This is a genomic window from Oleiphilus sp. HI0086, assembly GCF_001635225.1.
In genome coordinates, this window is sequence record NZ_LWFZ01000707.1 from 1 (window position 1) to 7,078 (window position 7,078).

Consider the following 7,078-nt stretch of genomic DNA (forward strand, 5'->3'; position numbering starts at 1 on the left):
TACTATAGATCCTATTCTAATAAATTACGCAAGATATGGAACGTAAATTATTAGTCTTACTGATATTTAAGCATAAAGCGCTCAGAACCCTGAGAAGTAGAGATGGCTTAGATCTAAATCAATTTCAGAGTCTTTATTTAGCTTGGCAGCACTAAAATTTCTCTAAAGCGCTTTAAAAACGACAATGAAAAAAGCATTATCCTATTAATAGAAAAATAGATTCGAGGTAGCTATGTCAGAATTCAAAGCAATTGATAACAAAGTTTTAGATGCCAAGCTTGTAGGGCCCTTAGCGCTGTTGCTGGGAAAGTGGCAAGGTGAAACAGGGATGGACATTGCACCGGAGCCCGACGGTGTTGAAGAAAACGCCTTCTATGAAACCTTGGAATTCAAACTCGTGGGTGATGTGAGTAATGCTGAAGAGCAAGACTTGGGCATTGTTCAGTACGAACAAATAGTTCGTCGCAAGCGCGATGACAAGCTAATTCATCATCAGCTAGGCTACTGGACTTGGGATGCTGAGAGCCAAACCATTTGTAATGGCTTTACGATTCCTCGTCGTGTCTCTCTGCTCGCTGGCGGTACAGTTGAATACATCAATAATAAGATGATTATTTTTGTTGAAGCAGAAAATGGCAGCGATACCTGGGGCATTACTGAAGCGGCGTTTATGAGGGAAAAAGCAAATACCAAGTCCTTCAGTCAAACATTGGAAGTGGAGGGGGATCGCTTGCATTATCAGCAAACAACTGTGGTTGATATCTATGGTGAGAGTGGCTTCGAACATACCGATGAAAATACCCTAACCAAGATATCTTAATCTGATCACTTTCTACCGTATCAAGTATTACTCCATGCCCGCGAAACTCCTTAAGAAGGGAGTTTCAAATTGGCCTAAAACGCTTTAGACTTGCACAAAATTTTTCTGCCGAGGCTCCTTATGAATCCCCATTATCCTAACTTGCTAGCCCCTCTCGATCTTGGTTTTACGACTCTAAAGAACCGCGTCATTATGGGTTCTATGCACACGGGCTTGGAAGACCGTTTTTATCATATCGATAAGCTGGCGGCTTTCTTTGCTGAAAGAGCTCGGGGTGGGGTGGGCCTGATGATTACGGGCGGTTTCTCTCCAAACCGCCGTGGTGAGCTTTTGCCTTTGGGCTCTAGAATGGATAATAAACTAACGGCTTTATTGCATCGTCGCGTTACCTCTGCAGTACATAACGAAGGCGGCAAGATATGTATGCAGCTTTTGCACGCTGGTCGTTATGGCTATACGCCTTACAGTGTTTCAGCAACAAATAAAAAATCCCCGATCACGCCTTTTAAACCGAGTAAGCTAAGCTCGAAGCAAATTGAGTCAACCATCAATGACTATGCTAATGCGGCCAAGATGGCACAGTTTGCTAATTATGATGGTATTGAGATCATGGCATCAGAAGGTTATTTGATTAACCAATTCTTGGCTGAACGAGTCAATACACGAACTGATAAATGGGGCGGCTCTGCAGAAAACCGCATGCGCTTTGCTATCGAAACAGTACGTCGTGTACGTGAGGCGGTTGGCGAGAAATTTATTATCGTTTACCGAATGTCGTTGATGGACTTAGTTGACGGCGGTCAGAGTTGGGATGAAATTGAGGTCTTGGCTAAAGAGATTGAAGCAGCTGGTGCTACCATTATTAACACTGGTATTGGTTGGCACGAAGCGCGTATCCCGACAATTGTTACCTCTGTGCCGCGTGCTGCATTTAGTTTTGCGACAGAAAAGCTTCGTAAGACAGTTTCAATTCCTGTGTGTGCTAGTAACAGAATTAATACGCCTGAGATTGCAGAAGATATTATCGAAAAGGGTGAGGCAGATTTAGTCTCTATGGCACGCCCTTTACTGGCTGACCCTTTCTTCGTATCGAAAGCCGAGGCGGGCAAAGGCGATGAAATCAATACTTGTATTGCATGTAATCAGGCATGTTTGGATCACACTTTTCAGATGAAAAGGGCGTCGTGCTTGGTGAATCCTCGAGCTTGTCATGAAACTGAGTTGAAATATTTGCCGACTCAGGACAAGAAGCGAGTTGCGGTTATCGGTGCGGGGCCAGCAGGCATGTCTGCTTCAACGGTATTGGCTGAGCGGGGTCATCAGGTGAGTTTGTTTGATGCAAGCGACAAGATTGGCGGGCAGTTTAACATTGCCAAGCAAGTGCCGGGCAAAGATGACTTTAATGAGACCATGCGCTACTTCGGTAAGATGATTGAAAAGTATGGCGTTGACCTTCGTTTGAATACTTGGGTTGAAGCCGAAGACCTCATCAAAGAGGGGTTTGATGAGGTGATTGTCGCCACGGGTATTTCTCCTCGAACGCCTCCAATTCCTGGTGTTGAACATCAAAAGGTTATGAGTTATCTGGATGTTTTGCGTGATAAAAAGCCTGTTGGTGAGAAAGTAGCCATAATTGGTGCAGGCGGTATTGGTTTTGATGTTGGTGAGTTCCTAGTTCATAAGCACGGAGAAACGCCAGAGGCCGAAAAGCAGCAGTGGTATAAAGAGTGGGGGGTTGATACGCAGCTGAACAATCGTGCAGGCCTAATTGATCCTCAGGTCTCTGCCCCAGAGCGTGAGGTGTTCCTGCTACAAAGAAAAGAGAGTGCTCTAGGTAAGAATCTAGGCAAGACTTCTGGTTGGGTTCATCGAGCTGTGCTTAAGCAAAAGCATGTCACCATGATTCCTGGTTGTCAGTATGATCAGATTGATGACGAAGGCTTGCACATCACAGTGAACGGTAAGTCCCGCACTTTAGAGGTAGATAACGTGATTTTGTGTGCAGGACAGGACTCAAATCGTAAGTTGGCAGATGCTTTGTTGGAAGCGGGTGCTGAGGGTAAAGGGATGAAGGTTCATGTTATCGGTGGTGCAGACCTCGCAGCTGAGCTGGATGCAAAACGAGCCATTGACCAAGGTTCCCGTTTGGCCGCTGAAATTTAATCTCTATAGAGGCTTTTATAAACTAGGCTGCCTTAACCCAATTGATGAAGTCTGACTGATTCATCGGTTTTGCAAAAAGGTAGCCTTGAACTCCTTTTACATCCTTCTTACGCAGTACTTCAAGCTGTGTTGGTTGTTCAATTCCTTCGGCAATAACTTCAAAGTGGAAGTGTTTCGATAGTGCGATAACGGTATCTATCACTCCGTGTGTCGACGGTTCATCAGACAAGGTGCTGATAAAGCTTTTATCAATTTTGATTTCGTTCACAGGCAGGCTGTTTAGATAGGACAGTGAAGAGTAGCCCGTGCCAAAGTCGTCAATAGATATCTTGAAGCCTTTTTGCCTCAACTCATCAAGGATAGAAACGGTTTGTTCCAGGTCCTCTATTAACATCCCTTCCGTTATTTCCAACATAAAATATCCCGGGGAAAGCTCGTAGTGCTCCAGTGTGCGAATCAAGTTCATTGGTAGTGTGTTGGACTTAAGCTGGGAAGGGCAGATATTTACCGATATGCGAAAGTTATCTTTGAGTAAGTCTAAGCGCTTCAACTGACAAAGTGTTTCGCAAGCTTCGGTTAGCATTGCTTCCTGCATTTTATCCATAGCGCCCATGCGTTCGGCAACGGGGATAAAATCATTCGGGTAGATTAGGCCTCTTTCAGGGTGATGCCAGCGAATTAAAGCTTCTGCGGCAATTAGTTTTCCATTCAAATCTACTTGAGGTTGATAATGGGCGTGGAAGGCAAAGTGCTCCAGCGCATCATTGATTTCCCCTTCAACACGTAGGCGGTGATCAATGGACTCCTGAAGCACATCATTATGGAAGCATATTTTTTTGTGGGGAGTCTTTTTCGCTTCATACATAGCGGCATCGGCGTGCTTAAGCACTTCTATTGCATCGCAATCGAATTCGTTGATGACTGCTATGCCGATGCTCGCGTCGATACGGTAACGTCGGTCTGATAATTCAAAGTGTTTTTCAAGGTCTTTAAGGCTTCGTTGGGCAACTTGAAGAGCTTCTTGCTCTACTTGCTTGCGAGAGCTACTGAGGTCTTCAAGCAAAATAACAAACTCATCGCCACCAATCCTAGCGATGGTATCGACTTCTCTTATAGAGTTTTGAAGCCGCCGGGCCACGGATACCAGAAGTTTGTCACCCACATAATGGCCTAGGGAGTCATTGATTCGCTTGAAACCATTGAGGTCGATAAATATCAGGGCGCCAAAGAGGTGTTCTCGTTTAATCCTATCGATAACTTTCTGGGTTCTGTCCATCAAAAGTCGACGATTGGGGAGATTGGTTAGAGCATCGTAAAATGCAAGTTGTTCTATCTGGGTTTGAGCTTTTTGTTGCTGGGTTCGGAGGTTATGCTTCTCTAATGCAATGCTGGTTAGGTGAGTGAAGTGTTCCAGGATTTCTAAATGTGATTCATTTGGTCTTTGAATTTCAGGAAAATAGACAATGAATACTCCCTGGACCTCCTTTTGGGCCGAAAATATGGGAGTTGCCCAGCAGGCTTTAAGGTTTAGTGTTAGCGATAAATGAGCAAAATTTTGGCAATAAAACGTATTTTGCAGGTCTTCAATAATGATGGTTTCACCCGTCTGCGCTGCTATAGCACAGGGCATGCTATCGTGAGCGATCGGTATGCGGTCAACTTTTGAATGGAATAGCTCGGGTAGGCTGGGGGCTGCCAGTTGACGGAGCTCTTCATTCTCGATAATGAAAATAGCGGTCTTGATATGTTCGTCGACAAGGGCTTCGATATGAATAGCAATATCTTGGAGGCAGAGTTTTAAGTCTGCTTCCAGCGCAATTCTGCTTATTAGCGCAGTTTGGTGGGTCAGTAATGCTTGAAGCTGTTCATACCGCATGAAATACCTCTACAGCTAGCGGGTGAGAGATCTTAAATGTCCAACTTGCCAAGCATAATCGGGTTTGCACATTTCACCTGATTATAATTAAGTATTGAATCGATTAATTATTAGCCAGTTTTTTGCCTTATGCAAAGAAATAAAGGCCGTTATAGTTAAGTATTCTAAGTGGTAAATTATCAGCTTAATCCAGTTATTAGTGATTTGAGGCCAGTGTAGAAACAGCTGTTTTTACACTGGCCTCAAATATTGCATGTAAAAAACACCAATATTCGTTTGATACTCTCTTTTCATGCTTACTAAGCTTTGTTAGAATGCGCGCACTTTCCAGCAGTACTGCATTTCAATATGCCCATTTTGCTTGGAATGTTATGGTGACTTTCATTGGTTCCCACGCAATAATAAGCTGTTAACCTGGTCAGGCCCGGAAGGGAGCAGCCATAGCGGTGGATTTATGTGCCGAGGTGTAGCTGGTGGAAGTCATCACCTTAATTTTTCTTCCCTAGTTCTTCTTTCTGAATAGCTACTTCCTGTTGATCTAAGTCTTTAATAATCTCTATATTTGATTCCTTTGAGTCCGAGTGCTTGTGAATAGAAGCTATTTGGATGTGAAAACAAAGTCGTTTTAAGCCTCTTGTCAGTGTACTATAGCGTCTTAAGATTTTAATCGTTTACTTTGCTAAGATGATTTCATGAGTTATCAGGTACTTGCGCGTAAGTGGCGCCCCCAAAATTTCAAACAGATGGTTGGTCAAGAGCACGTTCTTAAGGCCTTGATTCATGCGCTTGAAAGTCAAAGGCTGCATCATGCTTATTTGTTCACCGGTACCCGGGGTGTCGGTAAAACGACAATTGGCCGTATTCTGGCGAAATGTCTAAGTTGTCATCAAGGTATTACTGCTGAACCCTGCGGTCAGTGCGGTGCTTGTACCAGTATTACTGAAGGCCGCTATGTTGATCTGATTGAAATCGATGCGGCCTCTCGAACCAAAGTAGAGGATATGCGTGAGCTTCTGGAAAATGTTCAGTATGCTCCCTCTGAAGGCCGCTTCAAGATATATCTGATTGATGAAGTTCATATGCTCTCGCAATCAAGTTTCAATGCTTTGTTGAAAACGCTCGAAGAACCTCCAGAGCATGTTAAGTTCTTGTTTGCGACAACCGACCCGCAAAAGCTTCCTGTAACGATTCTCTCGCGTTGCCTCCAGTTCAATCTGAAGAATATGTCGCCAGAACGCATTGTTGGGCACCTGCAGAATATCCTTGGTCAAGAGCAGGTTAGTTTTGAGGATATGGCTTTATGGGCGCTTGCCAGAGCTGCTGATGGCAGTATGCGTGATGCGCTTAGTCTGACTGATCAGGCTATAGCTTATGGAAACCATGCACTTACCGAGACTGGCGTTAGTGCAATGCTGGGGACGGTTGACCAGAAAAAGATCTATCGTATTCTGGATTGTTTGATTTCAAGAAATGCGGCAGCGATGCTTGACGAAATTAAAGCGCTCGCCGAATTTTCCCCAAATTATGCTTCAGTGTTAGCGACGATTGCAGAAGTGCTTCATCGTGTGGCTATCGAGCAGGCTGTTCCTGGCGCTTGTGATAACTCTATGGGTGATCAGGAGCACGTCGTTTCCTATGCTCGTAAGTTATGTGCCGAAGATGTTCAGCTTTTCTATCAAGTGGCCTTGGTTAGTCGTCAGGACTTGGCGATTACGCCTGACCCTAAATCTGGCCTTGAAATGGCCTTGCTCAGAATGCTTGCTTTCCAGTTAAGCCCTAGTGATCAGCTAGGAATTGATATTGTCACAGCGCCTGTAGGCAATGAAGTGCCGGTTGCTGAAGAGCAAACTGTGCAAAGTGCTCCGCTAGAGAATAATTTGTCTGAGGACGAAAGCAAAAAAAAAACACTTCTGAATAGTGAAGGTTTAAATGTTGAGGGTGTAGCACAAGTTGAACGGGCACCTGTTGAGACCTCTGAGTCGACTGCCAGCCGCTTACAAGAGCCTGTTGAAACGCAGAGCTTTGCAGAAACTGAGCAGCCTGTTACCAGCGTTGTTGAAAGTCCAGTTCAAGAACCTGTCTCGGAACCAGTGCCTGAACCTGATAAACAATCTACTTTGCGGAATGAGGAAAAATCTCCTATTGCAGAGAGTTCGTCTCAGGATCATGTAGAGAAAAGTGAGCTTGCCGCAGATGTCCTTTCAAGCGGATGGAATAAG

The 7,078-nt window shown here is 44.5% G+C and carries 4 protein-coding genes and 1 other RNA gene; 4 read left to right on the top strand and 1 reads right to left on the bottom strand.

Annotation, left to right across the window (positions count from 1 at the left end; genetic code table 11):
- The first annotated feature begins 232 nt into the window (after nt 1-232).
- The gene (locus A3756_RS11430; protein WP_068514756.1) at nt 233-820 is read left to right on the top strand and encodes a heme-binding beta-barrel domain-containing protein; all 588 of its coding nucleotides are present in this window, start codon (nt 233-235) and stop codon (nt 818-820) included.
- Nucleotides 821-940: 120 nt separating this feature from the next.
- A complete protein-coding gene (locus tag A3756_RS11435) occupies nt 941-2,983 on the top strand; it encodes an NADPH-dependent 2,4-dienoyl-CoA reductase (RefSeq protein ID WP_068514757.1) in 2,043 nt (680 codons plus the stop codon).
- A 22-nt stretch (nt 2,984-3,005) separates the two neighbouring features.
- Here A3756_RS11435 and A3756_RS11440 read toward each other — a convergent pair whose 3' ends face one another.
- The gene (locus A3756_RS11440; protein WP_068553532.1) at nt 3,006-4,859 is read right to left on the bottom strand and encodes a bifunctional diguanylate cyclase/phosphodiesterase; all 1,854 of its coding nucleotides are present in this window, start codon (nt 4,857-4,859) and stop codon (nt 3,006-3,008) included.
- Nucleotides 4,860-5,241: 382 nt separating this feature from the next.
- Between A3756_RS11440 and ffs the strand changes: the two genes are divergently transcribed.
- Both ffs and dnaX read left to right on the top strand, forming a co-directional pair.
- Nucleotides 5,242-5,338, top strand: an RNA gene (gene ffs, locus A3756_RS11445) — signal recognition particle sRNA small type.
- 213 nt (nt 5,339-5,551) lie between these two features.
- Nucleotides 5,552-7,078: DNA polymerase III subunit gamma/tau (dnaX, locus tag A3756_RS11450; RefSeq protein ID WP_082865214.1), on the top strand; the 1,527-nt coding region annotated here is incomplete at its 3' end.

Coding starts and splice junctions, on each gene's coding strand:
- A3756_RS11430 (WP_068514756.1), top strand. CDS start 233: ATGTCAGAATTCAAAGCAATTGATAACAAAGTTTTAGATGCCAAGCTT.
- A3756_RS11435 (WP_068514757.1), top strand. CDS start 941: ATGAATCCCCATTATCCTAACTTGCTAGCCCCTCTCGATCTTGGTTTT.
- A3756_RS11440 (WP_068553532.1), bottom strand. CDS start 4,859: ATGCGGTATGAACAGCTTCAAGCATTACTGACCCACCAAACTGCGCTA.